This window comes from Streptomyces sp. NPDC090077 (assembly GCF_044747545.1).
Classification (GTDB): Bacteria; Actinomycetota; Actinomycetes; order Streptomycetales; family Streptomycetaceae; genus Streptomyces.
This window is the reverse complement of record NZ_JBIVEG010000016.1, coordinates 123,533-148,754: the sequence shown is the minus strand read 5'-3', so window position 1 is coordinate 148,754 and position 25,222 is coordinate 123,533. Positions and strand designations below refer to the sequence as shown.

Annotated in this window: 22 protein-coding genes; 16 read left to right on the top strand and 6 right to left on the bottom strand. The window is 73.3% G+C overall.

Annotated features, from left to right (window positions below):
• Positions 1 to 4: 4 nt before the first annotated feature.
• Together ACIPW5_RS25140 and ACIPW5_RS25135 are read right to left on the bottom strand one after the other, a co-directional pair.
• Positions 5 to 691, bottom strand: coding sequence for a L,D-transpeptidase (locus ACIPW5_RS25140; RefSeq protein ID WP_401249038.1), 687 nt, complete (start codon positions 689 to 691; stop codon positions 5 to 7).
• A gap of 61 nt (positions 692 to 752) precedes the next feature.
• Positions 753 to 2,264, bottom strand: coding sequence for a hypothetical protein (locus ACIPW5_RS25135; protein ID WP_401248982.1), 1,512 nt, complete (start codon positions 2,262 to 2,264; stop codon positions 753 to 755).
• Between the two features lie 257 nt (positions 2,265 to 2,521).
• Between ACIPW5_RS25135 and argH the strand changes: the two genes are divergently transcribed.
• Entirely contained in the window at positions 2,522 to 3,949 is a 1,428-nt protein-coding gene (argH, locus tag ACIPW5_RS25130) for an argininosuccinate lyase (protein ID WP_401248979.1), read from the top strand.
• A 131-nt stretch (positions 3,950 to 4,080) separates the two neighbouring features.
• Here argH and ACIPW5_RS25125 read toward each other — a convergent pair whose 3' ends face one another.
• Positions 4,081 to 4,581, bottom strand: a complete 501-nt coding sequence (locus ACIPW5_RS25125; RefSeq protein ID WP_401248977.1) for an HAD domain-containing protein — start codon at positions 4,579 to 4,581, stop codon at positions 4,081 to 4,083.
• A 101-nt stretch (positions 4,582 to 4,682) separates the two neighbouring features.
• Between ACIPW5_RS25125 and ACIPW5_RS25120 the strand changes: the two genes are divergently transcribed.
• The 3 genes from ACIPW5_RS25120 to ACIPW5_RS25110 all read left to right on the top strand — a co-directional run bounded on the left by ACIPW5_RS25120 (position 4,683) and on the right by ACIPW5_RS25110 (position 8,328).
• Entirely contained in the window at positions 4,683 to 5,231 is a 549-nt protein-coding gene (locus tag ACIPW5_RS25120; protein ID WP_401248974.1) for a TetR/AcrR family transcriptional regulator, read from the top strand.
• On the top strand, positions 5,231 to 6,775 hold the full coding sequence (locus tag ACIPW5_RS25115; protein WP_401248971.1) for an MFS transporter: 1,545 nt from the start codon (positions 5,231 to 5,233) through the stop codon (positions 6,773 to 6,775). The genes ACIPW5_RS25120 and ACIPW5_RS25115 overlap by 1 nt, the downstream gene beginning before the upstream one ends.
• A 77-nt stretch (positions 6,776 to 6,852) precedes the next feature.
• A complete protein-coding gene (locus ACIPW5_RS25110; protein ID WP_401248968.1) occupies positions 6,853 to 8,328 on the top strand; it encodes a membrane-associated oxidoreductase in 1,476 nt (491 codons plus the stop codon).
• Positions 8,329 to 8,340: 12 nt separating this feature from the next.
• Here ACIPW5_RS25110 and ACIPW5_RS25105 read toward each other — a convergent pair whose 3' ends face one another.
• Positions 8,341 to 8,970, bottom strand: coding sequence for a lysophospholipid acyltransferase family protein (locus ACIPW5_RS25105; protein ID WP_401248965.1), 630 nt, complete (start codon positions 8,968 to 8,970; stop codon positions 8,341 to 8,343).
• 303 nt (positions 8,971 to 9,273) lie between these two features.
• Here ACIPW5_RS25105 and ACIPW5_RS25100 point away from each other — a divergent pair, with 303 nt between their 5' ends.
• From ACIPW5_RS25100 to ACIPW5_RS25090, 3 genes are all read left to right on the top strand, one after another.
• Positions 9,274 to 10,446 (top strand): glycerophosphodiester phosphodiesterase, encoded by a 1,173-nt coding sequence (locus ACIPW5_RS25100; protein ID WP_401248962.1) that lies wholly within the window; start codon positions 9,274 to 9,276, stop codon positions 10,444 to 10,446.
• A 73-nt stretch (positions 10,447 to 10,519) separates the two neighbouring features.
• Complete coding sequence (locus ACIPW5_RS25095; protein WP_401248959.1) at positions 10,520 to 11,044, top strand: RNA polymerase sigma factor; 525 nt, start codon at positions 10,520 to 10,522, stop codon at positions 11,042 to 11,044.
• Positions 11,045 to 11,081: 37 nt separating this feature from the next.
• Positions 11,082 to 11,585 carry a GNAT family N-acetyltransferase gene (locus ACIPW5_RS25090; protein ID WP_401248957.1) on the top strand — a complete coding sequence of 168 codons (504 nt, stop codon included), beginning with the start codon at positions 11,082 to 11,084 and terminating at the stop codon, positions 11,583 to 11,585.
• Between the two features lie 91 nt (positions 11,586 to 11,676).
• Here the strand turns inward: ACIPW5_RS25090 and ACIPW5_RS25085 are convergent, their stop codons facing one another.
• The gene (locus ACIPW5_RS25085) at positions 11,677 to 12,093 is read right to left on the bottom strand and encodes a hypothetical protein (protein ID WP_401248954.1); all 417 of its coding nucleotides are present in this window, start codon (positions 12,091 to 12,093) and stop codon (positions 11,677 to 11,679) included.
• Positions 12,086 to 12,451: a hypothetical protein gene (locus ACIPW5_RS25080; RefSeq protein WP_125597304.1), complete on the bottom strand. Its 366-nt coding sequence runs from the start codon at positions 12,449 to 12,451 to the stop codon at positions 12,086 to 12,088. Before ACIPW5_RS25080 ends, ACIPW5_RS25085 begins: the two co-directional genes overlap by 8 nt.
• A 68-nt stretch (positions 12,452 to 12,519) precedes the next feature.
• Here ACIPW5_RS25080 and ACIPW5_RS25075 point away from each other — a divergent pair, with 68 nt between their 5' ends.
• The 9 genes from ACIPW5_RS25075 (at position 12,520) to cobA (ending at position 25,208) form a co-directional block, all read left to right on the top strand.
• The gene (locus ACIPW5_RS25075; protein WP_401248951.1) at positions 12,520 to 13,167 is read left to right on the top strand and encodes an HAD-IA family hydrolase; all 648 of its coding nucleotides are present in this window, start codon (positions 12,520 to 12,522) and stop codon (positions 13,165 to 13,167) included.
• Between the two features lie 411 nt (positions 13,168 to 13,578).
• Complete coding sequence (locus ACIPW5_RS25070; RefSeq protein WP_401248948.1) at positions 13,579 to 14,634, top strand: methionine ABC transporter ATP-binding protein; 1,056 nt, start codon at positions 13,579 to 13,581, stop codon at positions 14,632 to 14,634.
• Positions 14,631 to 15,299 (top strand): methionine ABC transporter permease, encoded by a 669-nt coding sequence (locus ACIPW5_RS25065; protein WP_401248945.1) that lies wholly within the window; start codon positions 14,631 to 14,633, stop codon positions 15,297 to 15,299. Before ACIPW5_RS25070 ends, ACIPW5_RS25065 begins: the two co-directional genes overlap by 4 nt.
• Positions 15,300 to 15,427: 128 nt before the next feature.
• Positions 15,428 to 16,294 carry a MetQ/NlpA family ABC transporter substrate-binding protein gene (locus ACIPW5_RS25060; RefSeq protein ID WP_401248943.1) on the top strand — a complete coding sequence of 289 codons (867 nt, stop codon included), beginning with the start codon at positions 15,428 to 15,430 and terminating at the stop codon, positions 16,292 to 16,294.
• 246 nt (positions 16,295 to 16,540) lie between these two features.
• Positions 16,541 to 17,257 carry a GNAT family N-acetyltransferase gene (locus ACIPW5_RS25055; protein WP_401248939.1) on the top strand — a complete coding sequence of 239 codons (717 nt, stop codon included), beginning with the start codon at positions 16,541 to 16,543 and terminating at the stop codon, positions 17,255 to 17,257.
• A 196-nt stretch (positions 17,258 to 17,453) separates the two neighbouring features.
• Positions 17,454 to 18,674, top strand: a complete 1,221-nt coding sequence (cbiE, locus tag ACIPW5_RS25050; RefSeq protein ID WP_401248936.1) for a precorrin-6y C5,15-methyltransferase (decarboxylating) subunit CbiE — start codon at positions 17,454 to 17,456, stop codon at positions 18,672 to 18,674.
• Between the two features lie 249 nt (positions 18,675 to 18,923).
• Entirely contained in the window at positions 18,924 to 22,490 is a 3,567-nt protein-coding gene (gene cobT / locus ACIPW5_RS25045; protein ID WP_401248933.1) for a nicotinate-nucleotide--dimethylbenzimidazole phosphoribosyltransferase, read from the top strand.
• 479 nt (positions 22,491 to 22,969) lie between these two features.
• A complete protein-coding gene (locus tag ACIPW5_RS25040) occupies positions 22,970 to 23,794 on the top strand; it encodes an APH(3'') family aminoglycoside O-phosphotransferase (protein ID WP_401248930.1) in 825 nt (274 codons plus the stop codon).
• A gap of 190 nt (positions 23,795 to 23,984) precedes the next feature.
• Positions 23,985 to 25,208, top strand: coding sequence for a uroporphyrinogen-III C-methyltransferase (cobA, locus tag ACIPW5_RS25035; RefSeq protein ID WP_401248928.1), 1,224 nt, complete (start codon positions 23,985 to 23,987; stop codon positions 25,206 to 25,208).
• Positions 25,209 to 25,222 lie beyond the last annotated feature (14 nt).

The following is a 25,222-nucleotide window of genomic DNA, read 5'->3' as shown; positions in this document are numbered from 1 at the left end:
TCCCTCAGTACCGGGTCACGGCCAGCGGGCCGTCCTCGGTGCCGATCGCGATGTGCGGGCGGCGGCGGGGGTCGGCCCAGCGCAGCAGCTCGCGCAGGGCGCGGCGGGGGACGGAGACGCAGCCGGCCGTGGCGCCCTTGCCGTTCACGTGCAGGAAGATGCCCGCGCCGCGGCCGCGCACCGGCTCGTCGTAGTTGAAGCCGATGACCAGGGCGTGCGCGTACTGCTGCTCGTACGTCACCAGGTGCTCGGACTCGCCCGGCGCGCAGTCGGCGGGCAGCGGTTCCGTCCAGCGGTTGTAGGCGGCCGAGGCGTTGTCCTGGCACCACCACGAACGGTCCGTCACCCGCCGGTACCGGTAGGACGTTCCGGCCGGTGCGTGCGCGATGCCGAAGGCGTACGGCAGCCCGAACAGGCCCGTCGGGGTGGTGTCCGTGCCCTGGATCCGGGTGGTGCCCTCGGTCAGGCCGTTCGCGCCGAACCGGGCCGGCGCGCGGCCCGCCTCGAACCAGCGGCCCGCCCGTTTGTCCCACCAGGTCAGCACCCCGGTCGTGGACCCGGGCGCCGGGGCGACGGCGGTGATCAGCTGGCTGCCGCCGCCGGTGTCGGCGAGGCGGGCGGGGAGCGGGCCGGGGCCGTACGGGAACAGCCCGGCGAGGATCAGCGAGCCCGTGAGCAGGGCGGTACGCAGCACCTGTCAGACGGTACGGCCGCCCGGCCCGGCGGCCGCGCAGGCAGGCCGTGGCGGGGTGTCACAGCAGCCGCAGGTGACGGACGTCCAGGACCTGGGCCGCCCGTGCCAGCAGCGCGCCGAGCTCCGCCCGGTGCGCCTCGCCTTCGCCGAGGGTGCTGAGCCAGTTCCAGTTGATCACGGTGCTCCGCGCGTACCGGCCCAGCACCGGATCCGGGTCCGTCATCATGGCGACGGAGGCGCGCAGTTCGGCGCTCCCGCCCCGGCCGCGCAGCAGCCGGAACGCGGCCCTTCGGGTGTGCGCGGGCCACTCGGGGCCGGTCCGGTCGGCCAGCGCGTCGGCGTCCGGCCGTTCGGCGACGCGGAGCAGGCCGAGCGCGGCCTCGCGGGACACCGAGGCGGAGGGGTCCTCCAGCAGCGCGAGCAGCACCGCGTCCTCGACGACGAGGCCCAGCCCGCGCAGCGCGGCCAGGGCGGCGGCCCGCACCGCGCCGTCGGGGTCGTGCAGCAGGGGGTACAGCAGCGGCCCGTCGGCCTGTTCGGCCACCTCGCGAAAGCCCTTCACCGCGTACGCGCTCACCCGCTCCGGGTCCGTGACGAGCGCGCAGAGGTACGCGTACGGGTCGCCGCCGTCCTGGCGCAGCAGCCAGCGGGCGCAGGCCCGCACCCGGCCGGCCCGGTCCGTCAGGTGGTCGACGGCCTCGGCCGCCCGCCCGGCCCGGCGCAGCGCGGTGACCCCGGCGGCCCGCACGGGCGCGAAGCGGGAGGCGAGCAGGGCGTCGACCGCCCCGTCGTCCGGCCCGCCGGCGGCCATCGCGGCCAGTGCGGCGTCGGTCCACGTCCGGGCCGTCACCGGATCGCGCTCGGTGGCGGCCCGCCGGGCGAGCTCCTGTGCGCCGTACTGCCCGCAGGCGGCGGCGACCCGGGCCGCGAAGCGGCGCGTCGGCCGGTCGGCGCTGTCGGCCAGGTGCTCGAACATGCCCTCGCGCTGCCGGGCGGTCAGCGAGTTCCAGCTCCAGGTCGTCGAGGCCAGCCCGGGACGCCACCATGCCGCGAGGAGGGAGTACCGGCCGCTCAGGGCGGCCTCCAGCTGCTCCACCGCCCAGCCGCCGTGCGCGCGCCCGCCCAGCCGCAGGGCGAGCGGGACGAGGGCCGTCAGTACGCGGGCGGGGTCGTCGGCCATCGGCAGGTTCAGCGCCCGGCGGGCCCGGTCCCGGTTGCGGACGGGGTGCTGGGCCACCACCTGGCCCAGCACCCTGCGGGCGCGCCGGCGGACCTGGGGGACCCGGTCGGCGCACCGGATCAGGACGAGTTCGAGCGGCGGCCGGCGCCACGCGGCGAGCGCGGCCTCGCGTATCCGCCCGTCGGGGTGGCAGAGCCGGGCCTCCAGGCGGCGGGCGCCCTCGGGGGTGCCGTGGGAGAAGCGCAGGACGCGGCGCACCTCCTCGTCGAAGGCGATCCAGGCCTCCGGGCCGTTGCCCAGGAGCCGCCCGGCGACGGGGGAGAGGTCCCCCTCCAGCAGCCCCCCGGCCACCGTGCGCCCGTACGACGCGTGCTCGGCCGCGCTCCACATGTGCCCTCCCCGGATCGGTGCGCCCGATCGTAGGCGGCCGCGGGCGGAACCCGCCCCCGATATACGGGCAGGTCAGCGGTGGGGCACCGGAGCTCGATTGACGAAACATACGGAGCAATGCATAGTTATGCCTACACCCCGGCCGGTCGCGCGTCGCATCCCGCCGTGAATCGTTTGACGCTGTACCGAGACGGACTCCCCGCTTCCTGCGCGGCGGGGAGACCGTCGCACCACCACCCTCATGAGGAGCAGCAGCTGTGAGCAGCAACAACGGTGACGTCCGGCTCTGGGGCGGCCGGTTCGCCGACGGCCCGTCCGAGGCCCTCGCGAAGCTGTCCGCGTCGGTCCACTTCGACTGGCGCCTCGCGCCGTACGACATCGCCGGCTCGCGCGCCCACGCCCGCGTCCTCGCCAAGGCGGGCCTGCTCACGGCCGACGAGCTCGGCCGCATGATCGCGGGCCTCGACGCGCTGGAAGCGGACGTGGCCGACGGCTCCTTCACCGGCACCATCGCCGACGAGGACGTGCACACCGCCCTGGAGCGCGGCCTGCTGGAGCGGCTCGGCCCCGACCTCGGCGGCAAGCTGCGCGCGGGCCGCTCCCGCAACGACCAGGTGGCCACCCTCTTCCGGATGTACCTGCGCGACCACGCGCGGATCATCGGCGGGCTGGTGGCCGACCTCCAGGACGCGCTGGTCGGCCTCGCCGAGGCGCACCCGGACGTGGCCATGCCCGGCCGCACGCACCTCCAGCACGCCCAGCCCGTCCTGTTCGCCCACCACGTGCTGGCCCACGTGCAGTCCCTGTCCCGGGACGCGGAGCGGCTGCGCCAGTGGGACACCCGGACCGCGGTCTCCCCCTACGGCTCGGGCGCCCTCGCCGGCTCCTCGCTCGGCCTGGACCCGGAGGCGGTCGCGGCCGACCTCGGCTTCGAGCGGGGCTCGGTCGGCAACTCGATCGACGGGACGGCCTCGCGCGACTTCGTCGCCGAGTTCGCCTTCGTCACCGCGATGATCGGGATCAACCTGTCCCGGATCGCGGAGGAGATCATCCTGTGGAACACGAAGGAGTTCTCCTTCGTCACCCTCCACGACGCCTTCTCCACCGGCTCGTCGATCATGCCGCAGAAGAAGAACCCGGACATCGCGGAGCTGGCGCGCGGCAAGTCGGGCCGCCTCATCGGCAACCTGACCGGTCTGCTGGCCACCCTCAAGGCGCTGCCCCTGGCCTACAACCGGGACCTCCAGGAGGACAAGGAGCCGGTCTTCGACTCCTGCGACACCCTGGAGGTGCTGCTGCCGGCCTTCACCGGGATGATGGCCACCCTCACGGTGAACCGGGAGCGGATGGAGGAGCTGGCCCCGGCGGGCTTCTCGCTCGCCACCGACATCGCCGAGTGGCTGGTCAAGCAGGGCGTGCCCTTCCGGGTCGCGCACGAGGTCGCCGGCGAGTGCGTCAAGGAGTGCGAGGGGCTCGGCATCGAGCTGGACGAGCTCACCGACGAGCAGTTCGCGAAGATCTCGGAGCACCTGACCCCCGAGGTCCGCACGGTCCTGAACGTGCCCGGCGCGCTGGCCTCCCGCAACGGCCGCGGCGGCACCGCCCCCTCGGCGGTCGCGGTCCAGCTCACCGAGCTGAAGGCGGACCTGGTCATCCAGCACGCCTGGGCGGCCCACAAGCAGTAGCCCTACGGCACTGCCCCGAACCCCCGCGGCCCTGCGGCCCGCACGCCCGGACCCCCGGGCCCTGCACCACCGCACGCCGCGGCACGCCCGGAGGGGCGGCCGGAGCACCGCTCCGGCCGCCCCTCCGTCGTTCACCGGGCCCAGTCGGCCAGGGCGTCGAAGTCCGCCCGGGTCAGGCCGATCCGCTCGTCCACGTACATCAGCAGGGCGTGCGCCGGATGGTGCTGGTCGACGTACTCGCGGTCCATGGCCGTGATGTCGTCGTCGATCCAGGCGAAGGGCCGCGCGCCCGCGTACTCCAGGACGTACTGCGTCTTCCAGAACGTGCCGCGCGGCGCCCGGCCGTGCATCACCGGCCAGTCGACGAAGGGGAGCCGGGGCAGCCCGAGGTGCGGCCCTATCCAGTCGTTCGCCTCGTCCTTCCAGGTGGTGGCCCAGACCAGGTCGTACGCGTCGGCCAGCGCGAGCAGCTCCGCCCCGTGGCCGTGGTTCAGCCACACCCGCAGCGGCTTGCCGTCGGTGAAGCCGGTGGGCCGCATCCGGTGGGTGGTGTAGCCCTCGGGGCGGCGCTCCGCCTGGGCGGCGTAGGGGTTCAGGGGGCCGTCGACGTCGATCAGCAGCAGTGGCTTCATGGCTCCAGGCTTCCTCTCACGGTGCCCTGCGGGCAGCCGATTTTCCTTGATCGAATCGAATGAGTGAGACAACGACGTCTCATTCGGGTTATGCTTGTCTCATGGCCATGGATCGTGACCAGGTGCTCCGCGACGCGGCGGCCCTGCTTTCCCGCAAGTCGACCGCGACGATGGACGAGGTCGCCCGCGCGGCCGGCATCGGCCGCGCCACCCTCCACCGGCACTTCGCCGGCCGCGACGCCCTCGTGCGCGCCCTCGAAGAACTCGGCATCCGCGAGTTCGAAGGGGCCTTCGACCGGGCGTGCCTCGACGAGGGCCCGGCCGTACAGGCCCTGACGCGGCTGGTCGCCGAGGCCGAGCCCAACGCCCAGCTGCTGGCCTTCCTCGTCACCGAGAACCAGCTCTTCGAGGGCGACCAGGTCAACGAGGGCTGGGCCCGCCTCGACGCCCGCGTCAACGCGCTCTTCAAGCGCGGACAGCAGGAGGGCGACATCCGCATCGACCTGAGTGCCGCATGGCTCACCGAGGCCCTCTACGGCCTCATCGGCGCCTGCGCCTGGGCCGTGATGGACGGCCGGGTCGCGGCCAGGGACTTCCAGTACATGATCACCGAGTTGCTGCTCGGTGGCGCACGACGGAGTGTGGAGTGATGAGCCGTACCGAACAGCTGAACCGGCGGACGGGGGCGGAGGAGAAGAGCGGGGGGCGCTGGCTCGCCCTCTCCGTGCTCGTCCTCGCCGTCCTGCTGGTCGCGGTCGACGCCACCGTACTCGGCCTCGCGACCCCCGCCCTCAGCGAGGACCTCAAGCCGTCCGGCACCCAGCTGCTGTGGATCGGCGACATCTACTCCTTCGTCATCGCCGGCCTGCTCGTCTCCATGGGCTCCCTCGGCGACCGCATCGGCCGCAAGAAGCTCCTCCTCACCGGCGCCACCGCCTTCGGCGCCGTCTCGGTCCTGAACGCCTACGCGACCAGCCCCGAGATGATGATCGTCGCCCGCGCCCTGCTCGGCGTCGCCGGCGCCACCCTGATGCCGTCCACCCTCGCGCTGATCCGCAACATCTTCCACGACCCGCGCGAACGCAGCCTCGCCATCGGCATCTGGGGCGCCACCGCCTCCGCCGGCGCGGCCGTCGGCCCCGTCGTCGGCGGAGCCCTGCTCCAGCACTTCTGGTGGGGCTCGGTCTTCCTCATCAACCTCCCGGTGATGATCGCCCTCGTCCTCGTCGGCATCCGGCTGCTGCCCGAGTCCAAGAACCCCGTCGCGGGCCCCTGGGACCTGATCAGCGTCGCCCTGTCCCTCGTCGGCGTCATCAGCGTCGTCTACGCCGTCAAGGAAGCCGCCACCCACGGCGCCACCCCCGGCGTCTGGATCGCCGCCGCCCTCGGCGCCGGCTGCCTCTACGCCTTCGTCCGACGCCAGTTCGCCCTGGCCTCCCCGCTGCTCGACATGCGGCTCTTCAAGCACCGCGGCTTCTCCGGCGCGGTCCTCGCCGACCTGCTGACCGTCTTCGGCCTCTCCGGGCTCGTCTTCTTCCTCTCCCAGTTCTTCCAGCTGGTGCAGGGCCGCGACCCCCTCGAAGCCGGCCTCGCCGAACTGCCCGCCGCCATCGGCGCGGTGGCCACCGGCCTGGTCGCCGGCCGGTACGCCCGCAAGTACTCCGTACGCGTCATCGTCACCGGCGGCCTCGCCGCCATAGGCCTGGCGCTGGCGGCGCTCACCGTGATCCACCGCGAGACCGGGTACCCGCTGCTCGGCGCCGCCCTGCTCGTCGTCGGCCTCGGCGCCGGGTTCTCCTTCACCGTCACCGCCGACGTCATCCTCTCCAGCGTCCCCAAGGAGCAGGCCGGTTCGGCCTCCGCCGTCTCCGAAACCGCGTACGAACTCGGCGCCGCCCTCGGCATCGCCCTGCTCGGCTCCGTCGTCACCGGCGTCTACCAGGGCTTCACCGCCCCGCCCTCGGTCCCCGCACCGGTGGCCGACGCCGCGCACGAATCGCTCGGCGGCGCCGTGGAGGCCGCCAAGGCCCTGGACCCCGCCACCGCCCACACCATGGTCGGCGCGGCCCAGGACGCCTTCGTGGACGGCCTGCGGCTCGCCTCGGGCGTCGGGGCCGCCGTCCTGCTGGCCACCGCGGCGGCCGCCTGGTTCCTGCTCAGGGGCCAGAAGCTCCAGGACGGCGTCGAACACTGACGCACCGCCGGGCGGTGGTGTCCCGTACCGGTCCACGGAATTGACAGTCCGTCGGACCCCGGGACACCATCCCGGCGATGGAGATCAACGACCTGACCCCGGCCGAACGCCGCGTCGTCGTCGCCTTCCCGCGCGGCGAGGCGGTCGACTTCCGCGAGCGTCCCGACGAGACCTCCCACGACGGCGCCGACTGGGGCCCCGGACGCAGCGTCCGCGCCGAGGTGCTGCGCAACCTCCTCGTCGGGGGCGCGGCGGAGGAGGGGCACGTCGCCGGGATCAAGCTCTACGGCGCCCGGATCACCGGCAAGCTCGACCTGAAGTACGCGGTCGTCGACCACCCGATCCGGATGCGGTCCTGCTGGTTCGAACGCAAACCCATGATGTACGGGGCCCAGCTGCGCGCCCTCGTCCTCGGCGACTCCACCCTGCCGGGCCTGACCGCCGCCACCGTACGCGTCGAGGTCGTGCTCAGGCTCTCCGGCTGCCGCATCGACGGCCCCGTCCGGCTCGCCGGAGCGAAGATCGCCGGCGGCCTCTTCCTCCAGGGCGCCGTCATCCGCCAGGGCGCCCTGCCCGACGAGGCGGACGAGCCCCCGCTCCAGCTCAACCACGCCGAGATAGGCACGGACATCATGGCCGACGGCCTCACCGTCCACGGCCAGTTCCGCATCAACGGGGCCGGCGTCGCCGGACAGATCAGCCTCGACGGCGCCCGGCTCGTCAACCCCGGCGGCATCGCCCTGCACGCCGAGACCCTGACCGTCGGCAGCGACGTACGCGGCCACCGGCTGCACGCCGAGGGCATGCTCAACCTCACCGGCGCCCGCATCCCGGGCCAGGTGATACTGACCGGCGCGCGCCTGTCCAACCCCGGCGGCGTCGCCCTGCGCGCCAGCTCCGCCGTCATGGGGGAGTTCTGGCTGCGCAAGGCCCCCACCATCGACGGCATCGTCAACCTGCGCCGCAGCCAGTTCGACATCCTCTGGGTCGAGCCGTCCGTCTGGCCGCCCCTGGTCCGCACCGACGGGCTCAGCTACCGGCTGCTGCACCCCCACCTGCCCGCCGAGGAGCGGCTGCCGCTGCTGGAACGCGAGGAGGACGGCTACCTGCCGTACGCCTACGAGCAGCTGGCCGCCGCCTACCGCACCGTCGGCGACGAGGCCGGCGCCCGCACCGCCCAGCTGGCGAAGCTGCGCCGCCACCGGCGCACCCAGCCCCGGCACACCCGCCTGTGGGGCCTGCTCCAGGACGCCACCGTCGGCTACGGCTTCCGCCCGATGCGCGCGGCGGCCTGGCTGCTGGCCCTCACGCTCACCGGGACCGTCGCCTACGGGATCACCCCGCCGCGGGCACTGAAGGCGGGGGAGGCGCCGGAATTCAACCCGCTCTTCTACACCCTGGACCTGATGCTGCCGATCATCGGCTTCGGCCAGGAGGGCGCCTTCGCCCCGGCCGGCTGGTACCAGTGGCTGTCCTACCTGCTCATCGTGACCGGCTGGCTGCTCGCCACCACCACGGCGGCGGGCGTCAGCCGGTCACTCCAGCGCCAGTGAGCCCGACCGGACTCAGGCGGCCTTCGCCTTGGTCGCGTACATGTCCACGTACTCCTGGCCCGACAGCCGCATGACCTCGGCCATCACCGAGTCCGTCACGGCGCGCAGCACGTAGCGGTCGCGGTCCATGCCCTCGTAGCGGGAGAACTCCATCGGCTCGCCGAAGCGGATCGTGACCCGGCCCGGGCGCGGCATGCCCGCGCCGCCGGGCTGCAGCTTGTCCGTGCCGATCACCGCGAACGGGATCACCGGGGCGCCCGTCATCAGGGTCAGGCGGGCGATGCCCGTGCGCCCGCGGTAGAGCCGGCCGTCGGGGGAGCGGGTGCCCTCGGGGTAGATCCCGAAGATCTTGCCCTCCTCCAGGATCCGCCGGCCCGTCATCAGCGCGGCGACGCCGCCGTTCGCACCGTCCCGGTCCACCGGGATCATGCCGGCGCCCGTGAAGAACCACGCCATCAGGCGGCCCTTGAGGCCCTTGCCCGTCACGTACTCGTCCTTGCCGATGAAGTGCACCGTGCGGTCGCACACCAGCGGCAGGATCATCGAGTCGATGAAGGTCAGGTGGTTGCCCGCCAGGATCACCGGCCCCGTCCCCGGGATGTTGTCGAGCCCCTCCACCTTGGTGCGGAACATCAGGCGCATGACCGGTCCGACAGTGGCTTTGATGAGCGCGGTACGGAACAACGTGAGCCCTCCGGCATCGAAAAGCGGCTTTCGCACCACACGGCGGTAGTGCAGGTGAGGACGATACTCGCGGGTCGCCCCTGTTGGCACATCGGGTTCACGAGGTGGATACGCAGTGTTGACACACGTTTCCGCCATGTTCCGGCGGAGCCCACCCCCGCGCCACCCTCCTTTGCCTACCATCGCCACGCCGATCCGGGCCTGAACGCCCCCCGGAGATCCCGGGGCCGCGGGCCCGTTCCAGAGCGAGGAGTGGCACGGATGACACAGGGTGGGGCAGCGCGGCGCACGGTGCTCGGAGCGGCCGTACTGGCGGCCGGAACCGGAATCACCGGACTGACGGCGGGAACCGCCTCCGCGGCGGACGACCGCTCCGACAGCGGCCACGGTGACGGCGGCTACCGCGACCTGCCCGTCCCGCTGGTCATCGGCCACCGCGGCGCCAGCGGCTACCGCCCCGAGCACACCCTCGGCTCCTACCAGCTGGCCCTCGACCTCGGCGCCGACGTCATCGAGCAGGACCTCGTCCCCACCAAGGACGGCCACCTCGTCTGCCGCCACGAGAACGAGATCGGCGGCACCACCGACGTCGCCGACCACCCCGAGTTCGCCTCCCGGCGCACCACCAAGACCGTCGACGGGGTCTCCGTCACCGGCTGGTTCACCGAGGACTTCACCCTCGCCGAGCTGAAGACCCTCCGCGCGAAGGAGCGCATCCCCGCCGTCCGCCAGCGCAACACCCTCTACGACGGCCGGTGGGCGGTCCCCACCTTCGAAGAGGTGCTGCGCTGGGCCAACCGCGAGGGCCGGCTGCGCGACAAGCGGATCTGGCTGCACGTCGAGACCAAGCACCCCACCTACTTCCGTGGACTGGGCCTCGGCCTGGAAGAGCCCCTCGCCAAGCTGCTGCGCCGCTACGGCCGCGACGGCCGCGACGCCGCCGTGTTCCTCCAGTCCTTCGAGCCCTCCAGCATCCAGCGGCTCTCCCGCCTGGTGTCCGCCCCGCGCGTGGTCCTGCTCTCCGCCGCCGGCACCCGCCCCTGGGACTTCGAGGTGGCCAAGGACCCGCGTACGGTCGCCGACCTGGTCAAGCCCGAGGGCCTCAAGTGGATCGCCGGCTTCGCCCAGGGCATCGGCCCCACCCTCGACCTGATCGTGCCGCGCGACGCGGCCGGCAAGCTCGGGACCCCCACCACCCTCGTGCGCGACGCCCACGCCAAGGGCCTGGTCCTGCACCCCTACACCGCGCGCAACGAGAACAGCTTCCTGCCCGCCGAGTACCGCAAGGGCACCGACCCCGCCGCCTACGGGGACGCCTTCGGCGCCTTCAAGAAGTACTTCGAACTGGGCATCGACGGAATCTTCACCGACAACCCGGACACCGGACTCCTCGCGGCGGAGGCCTTCCGCCCCGGCCGCGGCGTCAACCGCTAGGCCCCCGCGCCCGAACGGGTGGGCCGGGCCCGGCGGGGAAACCGCCCGGCCCGGCACCCGCGTCCCGCCCGGCATGGACCTGATACAGGAACCCGACCTGCTCACGGAGCTGGGCCCGCTGCTCTCCGCCGAAGCGGCCGCGGAGGCCCCGGCCGCCGGAGTGGAAGCCGCAGACCTGGAACAAGCCGTCTGGGTACGGTTGCTGGAGCGCGGCCCGCGCACCCCCTTCCCCGCCGGCCGCGCCCGCTGGCTGCGCCGGGCGGTGCGCGCCGAGGCCCGCCGCGCACGGCGGCGGGCGCGGCGCGAAGTCCCGTACGGGGCCATCCCGGCGGACGTGACCGGAGAGCCCGAGGGCGCCCTGCTCCACGGCGAGGAGAACCGGGCCCTCCGATCGGCGGTCGCCCGATTGCCGGGACGCTGTCCGGAACTGATGGCCGCACTTCTGTCGCCCAGGGACCTGACTTACCGTGAAATCGCAGGAGAGTTGGGTATCTCACAAGGAAGTTTGGGACCAGTACGTTCCCGTTGCCTGGGATGTCTGCGCAGAATGCTGGCTGTCGAGGTTGCGGCTCCCGACCCATGGGGAAAGGAGCGGTAGACCGGAGAGCTACCAGGTGAGCGGGAGGCATGCGCACATGGGCATGAGCGTGACCATTTCGGCGGCGGCCGCCGAAGACGCCGAGCAGATTTTCAAGCTGCAGTATCTGGCGTTCCAGCGGGAGGCCGAGCTGTACGGCAACTACCTCATCCAGCCCCTCACCCAGTCCCTGGACTCCCTGAAGGCGGAGCTGGCCTCGGACACGGTCCTGGTGGCCCGTCTCGGCGACGAGGTGGTGGGCGCAGTGCGCGGCAGCGTCGGCGAGGACGGCACGGCGAGCATCGCCAAACTGTGCGTGCACCCCCGCCTCCAGGGCCACGGCCTGGGCGCCCGGCTGCTGCGCGGGGTCGAGCAGGCCCTCGCCGGGGACGGCGGCACGACCCGCTTCCGCCTGCACACGGGCCACAAGAGCGAGTCCAACCTGCGGCTCTACCGCAAGGCCGGCTACGCGCAGGTCGGCAACCGCACCGCCTCCGACGGCGTGCACCTGGTGATCCTGGAGAAGGACGCCAAGGACACCGACTACGCCGTCAGCGCGTAGCGCCCTTCCGGTCCGGGGGCGTTCCGCAGCAACGGCGGAACGCCCCCGGACCGGTTCCACGGCCGGGTGCCGCAGGGTTCGGCGCCGGGAGCTAGCGCTTCGAGCGGAGCCAGAGCATCCCGGTGACCGGCAGGATCACCGGGATGAAGAGGTAGCCCATCCCGAAGTCCGACCACACGGTCGCGTCGGGGAAGGCCTCGGGCCGCACCAGCGTCCACGTCCCGACGGCGAGCACCCCGGCCAGTTCGACGCCGCAGCACACGAGCGCCGCCCGGCGGGCCCTCTCCCCGCCCCGCACCAGCGAGTACGTGATGAAGGCGTAGGCCACGGCCGCCGCCGCCGAGAGCGCGTACGCCAGCGGTGCCCGGTCGAACTCGGTGGCGATCTGGTAGACCGACCGCGAGAGCGCGCCGACCACCATCACCCCGTAGAGCCACACCAGCAGCAGCCCCGGACCGGAGACCAGTCGCTTGCGCCCGGCGGGCGGGGCGGTCGTCGTGTCAGGCACCGGATCCCCAGATGTCGTAGAGCCGTACTTCCAGCACGGCGAGGACGACCGCGCCCGCGGCCACCGTCACCGAACCCCACTTGGTGCGCTCGGTCAGCGAGAGCATCCCGGCCGCCGGGACCGCCGCGAAGGCGCCCAGCAGGTAGGCCACGAAGATCACCGTGCCCTGTTCGGGCTTCTCGCCCCGGCCCAGCTGGACCAGGCCGATCACCAGCTGCGCCAGGACCAGCACGGTCACCACGGCCATGCCGATGAAGTGCCAGTCCTTGGTCGGCTGGTCCCGCCATGCGGCGTGGCCGCACCAGGCGGCGAGGGCGAGTGCGGCCGCGCCGATGGCGACCGTCAGGGCGACGAGCATGCAGCGAGGGTATTACGGGCCTAAAGACCCGATGCGCCCGCCCCTCGGGGCGGGCTTTCCTGGAACGCATGAAGATGCACGCCGAAGCCCTGCTGTTCGACAACGACGGCACCCTCGTCTCCTCCATGGAGTCGGTCCACCGCTGCTGGGCCCGATGGGCCCGGGAGCACGGCATACCGGAGGAGGAGTTCGCCCGGGTGGAGCTGCACGGCCGCCCGGCCGCCGAGATCATCGCCGAGCTGCTGCCCGAAGGCGTACGGGCGGACGCGCTGGCCCGCGTCCAGGTCCTGGAGCTGGCGGACGTGCCCGGCGGCGTGGTCCTCCTCCCCGGCGTCAAGGAGCTGCTGAACGCCCTGCCCGCCGCCCGCTGGGCGGTGGTCACCTCCGCCACCCGCCCGCTGGCCGAGGCGCGGCTGCACGAGGCGGGGATCGACTTCCCGGAACTGGTGACCGCCGAGGACGTCACGCGCGGCAAGCCCGACCCGGAGCCGTTCCTGCTGGCCGCGCGGCGGCTGGGCGTGGACCCGGCGCGCTGCGTGGTCTTCGAGGACGCTCCCGCGGGGCTGGCGGCCGGCCGGGCGGCCGGCATGCGGACCGTGGCCTTGACCACAACGCACCCGGCCGCCGAGCTTGCTGCGGACGTGGTCGTCAGGGACCTGTCGGCCGTGTCCGTGCTGGTCAGCAGGGGTGGAGTCACCCTGGAGACGGAGGCCTGAAGGTGACTGGTTCAGTCCAATCCTGTCCGGAATGCGATCGGATCCTGTCCGCTATCCGGACAGCATTGATCGGTGAGTCGCCATGTCTGCTTTACTGGGGCACATGACCACGACGAGCAGCCGCACCCTTGCGACCGAGGCGACGATGACGCCCGGTGCTCGTTGTATGTGTCGAATGTGCGCCTTCTGAGGGCCCCTTCACGCAGTCTCGCGCCCCGAAGCGAGACCGGCCGAGCAACTCCGCCGCTCCAGTCGCAACACGCTGCCGACTGACCCCCGGTACGGACCGCTCCTGCCCCGCGCACGCGTCGACGCCATCCTTTTGTGACGGTTAGACCCGTATCGCGTCCCCAGATGTTTGCCCCGTGCACGGCATCCGCACCCCGTGCACTCGACAGCGACGGAAATCCTGTGATCACCACATCGGGCCTCACGAAGGTCTACCAGTCCCGTGGCCGCGAGGTCACCGCCCTGGACGGCGTCGACCTGCACGTCCGCGAGGGCGAGGTCTACGGAGTCATCGGCCAGAGCGGTGCCGGCAAGTCCTCCCTCATCCGCTGCGTGAACCTGCTGGAGCGCCCCACCACCGGCACCGTGACCGTGGACGGCGTCGAGCTCACCGCCCTCGCCGGCCGCGGCCGCCGCGCCGGCAAGGAGCTCCGCGAGGCCCGCAGTCGCATCGGCATGGTCTTCCAGCACTTCAACCTGCTGTCCTCGCGCACCGTGCAGGCCAACATCGAGCTCCCCCTGGAGATCCTCGGCGTCTCCGGCCGCGAACGCTCCCGCAAGGCCCTGGAACTCCTCGACCTCGTCGGCCTCGCCGACAAGGCCAAGGCCTACCCCACCCAGCTCTCCGGCGGCCAGAAGCAGCGCGTCGGCATCGCCCGCGCCCTGGCCGGCGACCCCAAGGTGCTCCTCTCCGACGAGGCGACCAGCGCCCTCGACCCCGAGACCACCCGCTCCATCCTCCAGCTGCTGCGCGACCTCAACCGCCAGCTCGGCCTCACCGTCCTCCTCATCACCCACGAGATGGACGTCGTGAAGACCATCTGCGACTCCGCCGCCCTCATGAAGAAGGGCCGGATCATCGAATCCGGCACCGTCGCCGAACTGCTCGCCACCCCCGGCTCCGAGCTCGCCGGCGAACTCTTCCCGGTCAGCGGTGCCGCCACCGGACCCGACCGCACCGTCGTCGACGTCACCTTCCACGGAGAGGCCGCCACCCAGCCGGTCATCTCCCAGCTCTCCCGGACGTACAACATCGACATCTCGATCCTCGGCGCCGCGATGGACACCGTCGCCGGCCGCCAGATCGGCCGCATGCGCATCGAACTCCCCGGCCGCTACGAGGACAACGTGGTGCCCGTCGGCTTCCTGCGCGAGCAGGGCCTCCAGGTCGACCTCGTCGACGACGACTCCGACCTCGACTCCGAGATCGCCGCACTGGTCAAGGATGGTGCCAAGTGACCTGGTCCGAGATGCAGCCCCTGCTCACCCAGGGCACCTACGACACCCTCTACATGGTGCTCTGGTCCACCCTGGTGACCGTCCTCGGCGGACTGCCCATCGGCATCCTCCTCGTCCTCACCGACAAGGGCGGCCTCCTGCAGAACCAGCCGCTCAACAAGGTCCTCGGCGTGATCGTGAACATAGGCCGCTCGCTGCCGTTCATCATCCTGCTGATCTTCCTGATCCCGGTCACCACCGCCGTCGTCGGCACCTTCATCGGCCCCACCGCCATGATCGTCCCGCTCGCCATCGGCGCCGTCCCCTTCTTCGCCCGGCTCGTCGAGACGGCCGTCCGCGAGGTGGACCACGGCCTCATCGAGGCCGTCGAGTCCATGGGCGGCGGCATCCCCACCCTCATCGGCAAGGTCCTCCTCCCGCAGGCCCTGCCCTCCCTGGTCGCCGGCGTCACCACCACCGTGATCACCCTCGTCGGCTACTCCGCCATGGCCGGCGCGGTCGGCGGCGAAGGACTCGGCTCCAAGGCCATCACCTACGGCTTCCAGCGCTTCGAGACCGGCTTCATGTTCGCCACCGTCGCCGTCCTCATCGCCCTCGTCACGGTCATCCAGCTGATCGGAGACGGCGTGGTGCGCGTCCTCGCGCGCCGCGGCCGGACAGCCTGACCGGGCCGCCCCCCACGGGCGTCCCCACGGGCGTCCTCCCCAGACTTCCCCACAAAGGAAAGCCCGCACTTGTCGTGCTTGGGCAACCACCCCGCGAACACCCGCGAAAAGCAAGAAAGGCACTCTTCGTGCGCAAGAACACCAAGCTCACCGCCATCGCCGCCGTCTCCGCCGCGCTCGCCCTCGGCCTCACCGCCTGCGGCAGCTCCTCGGACCCGTCCACGGCCAAGAAGACCGAAGGCGGCAAGGTCGACGAGACCAAGCCGCTGGTGATCGCGGCCTCCCCGAGCCCGCACGCCGACATCCTGAACTTCGTCAAGGACAAGCTCGCGGCCAAGGACGGCCTCAAGCTGGAGGTCAAGGAGTTCACGGACTACGTCCTGCCCAACACCGCCACCGAGCAGGGCCAGGTCGACGCCAACTACTTCCAGCACAAGCCGTACCTCGACGACTTCAACAAGAAGAACGGCACGCACATCGTGCCCGTCGTGAACGTCCACCTGGAACCCCTCGGCCTCTACTCCAAGAAGGTCAAGGCCCTCACCGACATCAAGCCGGGCCAGACCATCGCCGTCCCCAACGACACCACCAACGAAGGCCGCGCCCTCCAGCTGCTCGCCGCCAACAACCTGATCACCCTCAAGGACGGGGTCGGCACCGGCGCCAAGCTGTCCGACATCACCGACAAGAAGGGCCTGGAGTTCAAGGAGCTGGAGGCCGCCACGGTCCCGCGCGCCCTGAACGACGTCGACGCCGCCGTCATCAACGGCAACTACGCCCTGGAGGCCAAGCTCTCGCCCGCCAAGGACGCCCTGGTCCTGGAGAAGGCCGAGGGCAACCCGTACGCCAACTTCCTGGCGGTCAAGGACGGCAACCAGAACGACCCGCGCATCCAGAAGCTCGCCAAGCTCCTGAACTCCGACGAGGTCAAGAAGTTCATCGAGGAGAAGTACCAGGGCTCGGTCATCCCGGCCCCCGGCACCCCCGGCGCCTGACCCAGGACCCCCTGGTAGACGCCGCATTCCCGGCCCCGCGCACCCACCCGGGCACGCGGGGCCGCGGGCTTGCCGGAGCCTGCCCGCTTCCGGGCAGCCCGGCCCTGCACATCCCCCGGCCGATGCTGCATGCTGTGGCTACGACCCGCACAAACGGTCCCGCACAAACGGTCCCGCACCGGCGGTCCCGTACGAACGGGCCGGCACGAACGGTCCCGCCCCACGGTCCCAGGCATGGAGCTGCGCATGACTACCACCTTCCCGGACGTCACCATCAGCACGGACCGGCTGGTGCTGCGCCCCTTCGAGGAAGACGACGTCACCGCGCTCACCGAGATGATGAACGACGAGCAGGTCACCGCCTGGACCTCCGTCCCGCACCCCTACACCCCCGCCGACGCCCGCGCCTGGGCCGCCGTCCGCTCCCACGCCGAGCGGACCGAGGGCCGCGGCATCGTCTTCGCCGTCACCGAATTCCTCACCCAGCGCCTCGTGGGCACCGTCCACCTCCGCAACACCGACTGGCACACCCGCACCACCGAAGTCGGCTACGTCACCGCCCCCTGGGCCCGCGGAGAGGGCTACGCCAGCGAATCCGTCCTTGCCGTCGCCCAGTGGCTCCTGCGCGACCGGCGCTTCGAGAGACTCGAACTGCGCACCGCCGCCGACAACACCGCCTCCCAGCAGGTCGCCCAGAAGATCGGCTGCATCAGCGAGGGCGTCCTGCGGAACGTGGCCATAGTGCGCACCCAGGACGCCGACGGCAGCTGGACCGACACCCGTACCGACCTCATCGTCTGGAGCCTGGTCCCCGAGGACCTCGACGACACCGACGAGTACGACGTCTACGAGAACCGCCACGCCCGCCCCGGCCCCGCCGGGCGCCCCGGCCACGACGACGGCTACCCCCTGCGCCGGCGCGCCGACGCACACGGCTACGCCGTCGGCGCCGACCGGCACTGACCCGGCGACCGGGTAGTCTCACCGTGACCCCCTGAAACACCCCGAACCTCCCTGACGAGGCCCGAAGCGCCGACGCAGAGGCTGGTGCTGGTGCTGGTGCTGGTGCTGGTGCTGGTGCTGGTGCCGACGCCGGTGCCGCGAGGCTCGGCCGAACGCGTACCCACCTCCCACCCCCCACCCCAGGAGACCGACGACGATGGCCGACCGGGTCACGGTGATCGGCTGGGACGGCTCCCCCCTGACCGAGGCCGCCCGCTCCGCGCTCTCCGCCGCCACCCTCGTGGCCGGAGCCGCCCACCACCTCGCACTCCCCGAGGTCCCGCCCGGCGCGGAACGCATCCGCCTCGGCAGCCTCGGCCTCGCCGCCCGCCGCATCGCCGGCCACCGCGGCACCGCCGTCGTCCTCGCCGACGGCGACCCCGGCTTCTTCGGCGTCGTCCGCACCCTGCGCGCCCCCGAACACGGCCTCGAAGTCGAAGTCGTCCCCGCCGTCTCGGCCGTCGCCGCCGCCTTCGCCCGCGCCGGAATGCCCTGGGACGACGCCCAGGTCGTCGTCGCCCACCCCCGCACCCTGCGCCGCGCCGTCAACGTCTGCCGCGCCCACACCAAGGTCGCCGTCCTCACCTCGCCCGGCGCCGGCCCCGCCGAACTCGCCCTGCTCCTCGAAGGGATCCACCGCACCTTCGTCATCTGCGAAGAACTCGGCACCGACCGCGAACGCGTCACCGTCCTCACCTCCGACGCCGCCGCCGACCACAGCTGGCGCGACCCGAACGTCGTCATCGTCATCGGCGGTGCCGGCCACGCCCCCGCCACCGCGGACCCCGGCTGGCTGCTCGGCCGCGGCCCCGGACCCGCCCCCGTACGCGGCTGGGCCCGCCCCCAGCCCCCCGCCGACGGGCCCCGGCCCGGCGAAGGGGAGTCCGTCCAGCTGCGCGCCGCCCAGCTCGCCCGGCTCGGCCCCCGCACCGGCGACCTCGTCTGGGACATCGGAGCCGGTTCCGGAGCCCTCGCCGTCGACGCCGCGGCCCACGGCGCCGCCGTCATCGCCGTCGACGCCGACCCCCGCGCCTGCGAACGCACAACCGCCGCCGCCCGCAAGCGCGGTGTCCAGATCCAGGTGGTCTCGGGCCGCGCTCCACACGTACTGGAGAACCTCCCCGAACCCGACGTGGTCCGCGTCGGCGGCGGCGGCCCCGCCGTCGTCGCCGCCGTCGCCGAACGGCGCCCCGAACGGATCGTCAGCCACGCCTCCACGCGCGACGAGGCCGAGGCCATCGGACGCGCCCTCGCCGAACACGGGTACGCCGTCGAGTGCGCGCTGCTGCAGTCCGTCGGCCTCGACCCGCGGACCTGGGCGGAACAGGAGCGTTCCGTGGTGTTCCTGCTGGCAGGCGAACGCCCAGTGAACCGCTGACCCGGAGCCCGGGGTAGGCTGGCCGATCGTCGTACCGCCCTGGTGGACGCGCGACGTGGCGCAGTCCACAGCGGACCGTGCCGGTTTCTGGCCGACACCGGGGCCGACGAGCGCGACAATGCTCAGGAGTTGTTGTGCGTGCGCCCGCGAGACGGCGCACCGCGACGACCCGGACGGCAAACTCCGCACGGCGGACCCTGTGGGCGGCCGGGCGATCGAAGAGGCAACACCGATGGGCGAGGGGTACGCATGACTGACACCGGCCAGGTCCCGGGCGAGGGTCACCCGGACAACACGGGCATGGTGGATCAGCAGGGCATTCCCGCTCCGGTCCCCCCGATGCCGCCCCTCCCGCCGATGCCGCCGCAGGCCCCGGCCGGCTACGCCTTCCAGGACCTCGTCGACGACCCGTCCGAGGCCGAGGACGAGGAACTCCTGCTGATGCCGAGCGGCCACGGACAGGGCTCCTGGAGCGACCCGCAGGTGGTCCCGCAGGTCCCGGCCTTCCCCGGCGAGTTCCCGGCGGAGCCCGTCTACACCGAGTACCCGCAGCCGCCCGTCACCGGCTACCCCGAGCCCGGACACCTCGGCTTCCCCGACCCCGGCTATCCCGAGGCCTTCCCCGCGGCCGGACAGCCCGCCCCCGGCTTCCCCGACGCCGGCTACCCCGTCCCCGGCACCTTCGCCGACCCCGCCGCGTACAGCGCGGGCGCGCACGAGACCGGCGGCCGCGACTCCGGCTCCCTGGACCTCGGCGGCCTCGTGGTCCCGTCCGGGGCCCCCGTCGCCGGGCAGGTCCCGCCCGCCGCCGCCGTCATGCCGCCGCGCCGCCCGCTGCACATGGGCCCGCCCGTGCCCGACGCCACCGGGGGAGTCGTACGCTCCCTCGCCGACCGGGGCCCGGCCGCCGCGCCGGTCCAGCCCGCCGGCGCGGTGGCGCCGGGGGTCCAGGCGGTTCCCGGGGTCCAGGTGGTACCGGGGGTGCAGGTCGCTCCTGAGGTGGCGCAGGGCGTTCCGGGGGAGCAGGCTGTTCCGGTGGAGCAGGGCGTTCCGGTGGAGCAGGCTGTTCCGGTGGAGCAGGCTGGTGTCGCCGAGCAGGCCGTACCGGTCGAGCAGGCCGTTTCGGTGGAGCAGGCTGTTCCGGTCGAGCAGGCCGCCGTGCAGGCGCAGGCCGGCGTGGCGGAGGCTGTCGTGGCCGAGCCGGTCGTGGCCGAGCCTGTCGTGGCTGAGCCTGTAGTGGCCGAGCCTGCAGTGGTCGAGGTCGCCGTGGCCGAGGCCGTTGCCGTCGCGCCGCAGGCCCCGGCCGCCGAGCCGGTGGTGGCGGAGGCCGTGGTGGCCGAGCCCGCTCCGGCCGAGGCCGTCGCCGCCGAGCCCGTCGTGGTGCTGGCCCCCCAGGTGGCCGCCGCCATCCAGGCCGCCGAGGCCGCCGCCGCGCAGGCCGCCGCGCCCGCCGCCGAGGCCCTGCCGGCTCCCGAGCCGGTGCCCGCCACGGCCGAGGCCGACCCCGCCGCCCCCGGCCCCGAGTACCTCGACCTGGGCCCCGCCGCACCGCAGGCCGGGGACGTCCCGCCGCAGGCCGGTACCCCGTGGACGGCCGAGCCGGTCGTCGCCGAGGCCGTCGCCGCCGAGCCGGCCGTCGCCGCTCCTGTCGTGGCCGTCGCCGAGGAGAGCGTTCCGCAGGCCGCTCCGGTCCCCGAGGAGGCCCCGACGGCCTCCGAGGCTCCCGCAGCCCCCGGGGCCGCCGCTCCCGCCGCCGACGCCCCGGCCGAGGCCGCGCAGCCCGCCCCGGAGGCCGAACCCGTCGCCGAACCCGCTGCCGACGCCGTGGCCGAGGCGCCGGCACCCGCCGAGCCGGCGCAGGCCGCCGAGCCCGCCGAGGCGCCCGACGCCGTGGCCGCCGTCGCTGCCGGGGCAGACCCCGCGGAAGCGGCGGGCCTGCCCGAGGCGCCCGCCGTAGCCGCCGCCGAGCCGCAGCCCGAGCCCGTACAGCCCGCCGAAGCGGCGGAGCCCGCCCCGGCCGGAGCCGAAGCCGCCGTGGCCGCCGCCGACGCCGAGGCCCCCGCCGCCCCGGCGGAGCCCGTCGGCGAGCCGGCCCCCGGGTACGCCGACGCGGAGCGCGAGGCCGTCCTGCGGGTCATGCGCGAGCGCCGCGACATCCGCAAGGGCTTCCGCACCGACCCCATCCCGCACGAGGTGCTGCTCCGCGTCCTGGAGGCGGCCCACACCGCGCCCAGCGTCGGCCACTCGCAGCCCTGGGACTTCGTGGTCATCCGCTCCGCCGAGACCCGCCGGACGATGCACGAGCTCGCCCAGAAGCAGCGCGAGGCCTACGCCAAGTCGCTGCCCAAGGGCCGGGCCAAGCAGTTCAAGGAACTGAAGATCGAGGCCATCCTCGACACCCCGGTGAACATCGTCGTCACCGCCGACCCCACCCGCGGCGGCCGCCACACCCTCGGCCGGCACACCCAGCCGCAGATGGCCCCGTACTCCTCCGCCCTCGCCGTCGAGAACCTCTGGCTCGCCGCGCGCGCCGAAGGCCTCGGCGTGGGCTGGGTCAGCTTCTTCGACGAGCGCGAAATGGTCCGCGCCCTCGGCCTTCCCGAGCACCTGGAGGTCGTCGCCTACCTGTGCGTCGGGTACGTCGACGAGTTCCCCGAGGAGCCGGAGCTGATGCAGGCGGGCTGGTCGCAGCGGCGTCCGCTGGCCTGGGTCGTCCACGAGGAGACGTACGGGCGCCGCGCGCTGCCCGGCGAAGCCCCGCACGACCTGCTCTCCGAGACCGTCGCCAGCATCCGCCCGCTCGACGCGAAGGCGCTCGGCGAGGCCTGGGAGCGGCAGAAGCGCATGACGAAGCCCGCGGGCGCGCTCGGCATGCTGGAGATCATCTCCGCGCAGCTGTCCGGCCTGTCGAGGGTCTGCCCGCCTCCGATCCCGGAGCCGGCGGCCGTCGCGATCTTCGCCGGTGACCACGGTGTCCACGCCCAGGGCGTCACCCCGTGGCCCCAGGAGGTCACCACCCAGATGGTGGCCAATTTCCTGGGCGGCGGGGCCGTCTGCAACGCGTTCGCCAACCAGGTCGGCGCCGAGGTCTGCGTCGTCGACGTGGGCGTGAAGGGCGACCTGCCCGCCACCCCCGGCCTGCTGCCCCGCAAGGTCCGGCCGGGCACCGACGACCTGTCCGTCGGGCCCGCGATGTCCCGCGAGGACGCCATCGCCGCCATCGAGGTCGGCATCGAGACGGCGCGCGACCTCGTCGCGGCGGGCAACAAGGGCCTGCTGACGGGCGAGATGGGCATCGCGAACACCACGGTGTCCGCCGCTCTGATCTCCGTCTTCACGGGGGTCGACCCGGCCGAGGTCACCGGGCGCGGCACCGGGATCAACGACGAGACGCACGCCAGGAAGGTCGACGTCGTCCGGCGCGCCCTGGAGCTTCACCAGCCCGACCCGAACGACCCCATCGGCGTCCTCGCTGCCATCGGCGGCCTGGAGCACGCGGCGATCGTCGGCCTGATCCTCGGCGGCGCCTCCCTGCGCACGCCGGTCATCCTCGACGGCGTGAGCGCCGGCGCGGCCGCCCTGGTGGCCCGCGCCATCGCCCCCGAAGCCCTGTCGGCCTGCATCGCCGGCCACCGCAGCGCGGAACCGGGCCACGTGGCGGCGCTCAACAAGCTCGGCCTGCGCCCCCTGGTCGACCTGGACCTCCGCCTCGGCGAAGGCACCGGCGCCCTCCTGGCCCTCCCCCTGGTCCAGAGCGCGGCCCGCGCGATGCACGAGGTGGCCACGTTCGACTCGGCGGGCGTGACGGAGAAGTAGGACCCCCGCTTCCCGACCGGGCCCGGTGTCTCCCCTTGAGATGCCGGGCCCGGTCGGCGTTCGGGGCGAGGACCGGCATCCCCCGGGGCGGTGTCAGGGAGGGTTTGGGGGCTTCCCGGCAGTCCATCGTCCTTCAGTGTCGGGCCGGTCCCTCAAGGGCGCTCCTTCGTCGCGTCGCTTCGCGATCGCCTTCGGCGACCCTTGACCGACCGACCCGCCCCGGAAAGCCGAAAGACTGCCGGGAAGCCCCCAAAAGAACGGTCACGGGGAGAAGGGGCAGGGACGGCCCCGTCAGCGACGAGACGACGGGCCGGGGGCCGGCTGACTGTACGAGGGGCCGACCAGTACCCCCTGCGGAGCACTCGTGCGCAGCAGATCGCTACGCGCTCCTCATGTCTCGGCGTCCGACGACCGTCTGTGGCCGCTGCTGTCACGAGACGCCGACCGGGACGGCGAGGGGGCTCGGTAGGGTGACCGCCATGGACGATCACTCGGGACCGGGGTCCAGCGTCGCGTTATCGGCCCTGCTCGGCATCGGTGGTGACTGGGTGCCCGTCACCACCGGCGAGTCGGGGGCCTTCGTCTTCCGCAGTGCGGACGGCGGCCGGTACGCCAAGTGCGTTCCCGGGGCGGATGCTGCGGAACTGGCGGCGGAGCGCGACCGGATCGTCTGGCTGGGCGGTCAGGCGGTACCGGGGCCGACCGTCCTCGACTGGTACGCCACCGGCGGGGGAGCCTGCCTGGTCACCAGTGCCGTCCGGGGCGTCCCCGCCGACCAGGTGTCCGTCGGGGATCTGCGGGGCGCCTGGGACCGCATCGCGGACGCGGTCCGTCGGCTGCACGAGGTACCCGTGTCGCAGTGTCCGTTCGAGCGGGGCCTGGACACCGTGGTCACGCTGGCGCGCGACGTCGTCGCCCGTGACGCCGTGAACCCGGAGTTCCTCCCCGACGAGCAGCAGCACACCCCTCCCGCCGACCTGCTGGCCCGCCTGACCGGGCAGGTGCCCGTGCGACGGGAGCAGGAGGCCGGTGACGCGGTCGTCTGCCACGGGGACCTGTGCCTGCCCAACATCGTGCTCGATCCGGCGACCCTGGACGTGTCCGGCTTCATCGACCTGGGCCGCCTCGGACGGGCCGACCGCCACGCCGATCTGGCCCTGCTCCTGGCCAATGCGCGGGAGACATGGACGGACGAGGAGCGGGCACGGGCCGCGGACACGGCGTTCGCCGAGAAGTACGGCACCACCCTGGACCACGAACGTCTGCGCTTCTACCTCCACCTCGACCCACTGACCTGGGGCTGACCCCTCCGTCCACCCCCACCCCGACCAGCCGAAACCCCGTGTCCGAACTTCGGCCCCGCAGGTACGACCAGCGCCGATGGGTCGTATCGTGGTCCCGGACGGGCGCCCCGCACCGCGTGTCCGATCAGCCGCTCCAGCGCAGCAGCGGCCGCCGCCGACCACACCCGCCGCATCAGGAGCCGCAACCGCCATGGCAAACCCGGCACACCCCGCCTACCCCGTAGGACTCCGTCTGGCAGGGCGCCGCGTCGTCGTCATCGGCGGCGGGCAGGTCGCCCAGCGCCGGCTGCCCGCGCTCGTCGCGGCCGGCGCCGACGTGCTGCTGATCTCCCCTTCCGCGACGCCCTCCGTGGACGTGATGGCGGAGACCGGCGAGATCCGCTGGGAGCGCCGCCGGTACCAGGAGGGCGACCTCGACGGGGCCTGGTACGCGCTGATCGCGACCAGGGACCGGGCCGCCAACGACGCCGCCTCCGCCGAGGCCGAGGCGCGCCGGGTCTGGTGCGTGCGCGCCGACGACGCCGATGCCGCCACCGCCTGGACCCCGGCCACCGGCCGGGTCGAGGGCGTGACCGTCGCCGTGCTCAGCGGCAACGACCCGCGCCGCTCCGCCGCCGTCCGCGACGCGGTCGTCGAGGGGCTGCGCGACGGCTCGCTCACCGCCGCCCGCCCCCGTGTCCCCGGCGTCGCCCTCGTCGGCGGCGGGCCCGGCGACCCGGACCTGATCACCGTGCGCGGCCGCCGCCTGCTCGCCGAGGCCGACGTGGTCATCGCCGACCGGCTCGGCCCCCGCGACCTGCTCGACGAGCTCCCGCCGCACGTCGAGGTCATCGACGCCGCGAAGATCCCGTACGGCCGCTACATGGCCCAGGAGGCCATCAACAACGCCCTGATCGAGCACGCCAAGGCCGGCAAGGCCGTGGTCCGGCTCAAGGGCGGGGACCCGTACGTCTTCGGCCGCGGCATGGAGGAGCTCCAGGCCCTCGCCGCCGAGGGGATCGCCTGCACCGTCGTGCCCGGCATCTCCAGCTCCATCTCGGTCCCGAGCGCCGTCGGCATCCCCGTCACCCACCGCGGGGTCGCGCACGAGTTCACCGTGGTCAGCGGCCACGTCGGGCCGGACGACCCGCGTTCCCTCGTCGACTGGGCGGCCCTCGCCAAGCTCACCGGCACGATCGTCGTCCTCATGGGCGTCGACAAGATCGGCCTGATCGCCGAGGCGCTGGTCCGCCACGGCCGCTCCGCCGAAACCCCCGTCGCGGTCGTCCAGGAAGGCACCACCGCCGCCCAGCGCCGGGTGGACGCCACCCTCGCGACCGTCGGCGAGACGGTCAAGGCGCAGGAGGTCCGGCCGCCCGCCGTCATCGTGATCGGCGACGTCGTCCGCGTCAACGCACCCCTCGCCGGCGCCTGACAGGCCGTTGGCAC